Genomic DNA, 2,492 nt, shown 5'->3' with positions numbered 1-2,492 from the left:
GCCGATCTTGCCGCTACGGCTGCCGGGCAAGGCCAACCGCGCGTTCCGGGCCGGTGCCAACCTGGCCCCAGACCGGGCCGTGGGCCGCCGCACCTGGGAGGAGTTCCTCGCCGGACGGGTGAACGCACCCACCCCAGCCGGTCAGGCTCAGCCTACATAGGGAGGGCCGGATATGAAATCTTCCGACATTAGGTTCCTGGTGGTTAACAACTCACTCATCGTAGCCGCGCTGGTCGCCGCCGTGTTTAAGCAGCTGGGCCTCTACGTCACCTTCTTCGCGATCAGCGTCGCCATGCAGATCGCGCATCTCAAGCGCCGCTTATGAAGCAGTAGAGTCCAAACTCACTCCCTCGGTCTGGCTGCGCGACGCGGGTCTGAACGCGCCGATCCTGGCCGACGACGAGCAGTCCAGCGCCGCCACCGCCTAAGGGCTCAGCGCGTTCCCGTTCGTTGTCGCCGTCGACGCCGACGGCAAGGTGGTCGCGCGCCACAGCGGCGAGCTGACGCCCGCCCGGCTTGACCAGGTCGCCGCGCAGCTGGCGGACGGGCGCTAGCCCGCACGCCGGCGGCACGGCGACCTCCGATCGTTGCGGGCGTGTTGCAGTCACCGGACGGCCCGGTGACGACAGGGCCGCCGGTCGCGGGCCGTGCGCTAGAACGAGGCCTGCGAGTATGGGGGCGGGTAGTCGGCAGCTGTCGGGCCGCACACCGCTCATCCAGGCGGTGGCACGGCCCCGCCGCCGCGCCTCCCGGAGGACCAGCCCGGGGGGCGCGGCCGCTCCCGTCGTGTGTTGCGGTTGGCTTGCGGTGAATCGGCGAAGCCGTGACAACCGCAGTGACCCCCGCCGTCCACGGCTATCCCTGGTCTCGATAGCCCACACCAGCAAGCAAGCGGGAGGTATCCCATGGACCAGGCAACCCTCGACCGGGAGTTGGGGGCGCTGCCGGGCTGGACGCCCATCGGCGACCGGATCGTCAAGGCGTTCGAGTTCGACGGCTTCCGGTCCGCCATGAAGTTCGTCGCCCGGGTGGCCGACGCCGCCGCCGGGGTCGACGACGAGGTCGCCATCGAGGTGACCGGCGGCAAGGTCACCTTGGCCGCCTTCACGCCAGGCGCCGAGGCCATCACCGGTACCGGCCTCGCCCTGGCCCGCCGCATCGAGCGCCTGACGGGCGACCACCGCCACCCAGTCGGCATGGTCGGGCCCTGAACCCCCGACCCGCAGGCGTGCCGGGAGGCGTCCCGATGGGCCGTCGGCGCCCCCGAGGCGCCTGGCTGCTGGCGCCCGCGCTTACGCTGGCGCTGGCTGCCTGCGCCGGCGTCGGCGACGGCGCGTCGGCCGGGGCCACCTCCACCGCGGCACCGATCACGCCCCAGGCGCCGACCACGAGCTCGACCACCACGACCACCGAACCCACGACCACGACCCGACCAACCACCACGACGACGGCCGCGCCGACCACCACCTCGCCCCGGCCGGATACGCCCGAGCTGCTGCGCCGCGGCGACCGGGGGCCGGCGGTGGATGCGGTGCAGCGGCGGCTGCGGGAGCTTGGCTACTGGGTCGGGCCGGTCGACGAGGTCTTCGGGTCGCTCACCGAGCAGGCTGTCTTCGCTATCCAGAAGGCGGCCGGCCTGGAACGCGACGGGGTCGTCGGGCCCCGGACCAGGCAGGCGCTCGAGGAGGGCCGGCGGCCGCAGGCGCGCAGCCGCGCCGGCCGGGTCCTGGAGGTGGACGAGCGCCGCCAGCTGCTGCTGGTGGTCGCCGACGGCCGGGTCCGCTGGACGTTCAATACCTGCACCGGCACCGACGAGCACTACACCTACGGCGGCCGACGCTACCTCGCCGACACCCCCCACGGCCGCTGGGAGATCTACCGGCAGATCGACGGCTGGCGGGAGTCGCACCTGGGACGGCTGTACAGGCCCAAGTACTTTCACCGCGACGGTATCGCCCTGCACGGCTACACCAACGTGCCGCCGCACGCCGCCTCCCACGGCTGCGTCCGGGTGACCCTGGCCGCGATCGACTGGATGTGGGCCGAGGATGTTGCCCCCATCGGCACGCTGGTCTGGGTGTACTGATGGCGTCCGACGCCGGGGCCCACAGCGATGCGACTAGAAGGATGTTCACCTCCGGCCAGCTGGGGCAAGGGCGTGACGGCGCGAGGTGGTGGTATCCCTGGGCACCACCTTCTCTGTCGTTCTTGACCCGCTCGCACACAGAAGCACATGGAGCCCGGCTCCGTGGGACCAACCGGTGAGGTGGTAGTCATGGCTGACACGACATCCGGCCAACCGGACGCAGGCAGCAATCGAAGCTCGCGCCTGGCGCGGCAGTTCCGTCGCAGCCGGGGCCGCCGCCTGGGTGACGCCATCATCGGGGCCCTGGTCCGGGCGGGCCTGGTGCCCAGCACCTACATGCTGACCACGCGCGGTCGCAAGAGCGGCCGGCCCCTGACGCACCCGGCGACCGTGGTCGAGCACGACG

At 71.9% G+C, this 2,492-nt stretch carries 5 protein-coding genes; all 5 read left to right on the top strand.

Translation table 11 applies throughout. The annotated features are described in order from the left end of the window. Positions 1 to 160 (top strand): NAD-dependent epimerase/dehydratase family protein (locus VF468_17750; protein ID HEX5880136.1); only part of this gene is annotated, 160 nt, incomplete at its 5' end. Positions 161 to 172: 12 nt separating this feature from the next. Further along, the gene (locus VF468_17745) at positions 173 to 325 is read left to right on the top strand and encodes a hypothetical protein (GenBank protein ID HEX5880135.1); all 153 of its coding nucleotides are present in this window, start codon (positions 173 to 175) and stop codon (positions 323 to 325) included. 580 nt (positions 326 to 905) lie between these two features. Further along, complete coding sequence (locus tag VF468_17740; protein HEX5880134.1) at positions 906 to 1,211, top strand: 4a-hydroxytetrahydrobiopterin dehydratase; 306 nt, start codon at positions 906 to 908, stop codon at positions 1,209 to 1,211. A 35-nt stretch (positions 1,212 to 1,246) separates the two neighbouring features. Next, the gene (locus tag VF468_17735) at positions 1,247 to 2,086 is read left to right on the top strand and encodes a L,D-transpeptidase family protein (protein ID HEX5880133.1); all 840 of its coding nucleotides are present in this window, start codon (positions 1,247 to 1,249) and stop codon (positions 2,084 to 2,086) included. A gap of 189 nt (positions 2,087 to 2,275) precedes the next feature. Further along, positions 2,276 to 2,492, top strand: a 217-nt coding sequence (locus tag VF468_17730; GenBank protein ID HEX5880132.1) for a hypothetical protein, incomplete at its 3' end; no start/stop codon positions are given.

It is taken from the genome of Actinomycetota bacterium (assembly GCA_036280995.1).
GTDB lineage: Bacteria > Actinomycetota > CALGFH01 > CALGFH01 > CALGFH01 > CALGFH01.
This window is presented reverse-complemented; position numbering and strand designations above follow the sequence as displayed.

Excerpts from the sequence above, each read along its gene's own strand:
- VF468_17745 (HEX5880135.1), top strand. The coding sequence starts at position 173 with ATGAAATCTTCCGACATTAGGTTCCTGGTGGTTAACAACTCACTCATC.
- VF468_17740 (HEX5880134.1), top strand. The coding sequence starts at position 906 with ATGGACCAGGCAACCCTCGACCGGGAGTTGGGGGCGCTGCCGGGCTGG.
- VF468_17735 (HEX5880133.1), top strand. The coding sequence starts at position 1,247 with ATGGGCCGTCGGCGCCCCCGAGGCGCCTGGCTGCTGGCGCCCGCGCTT.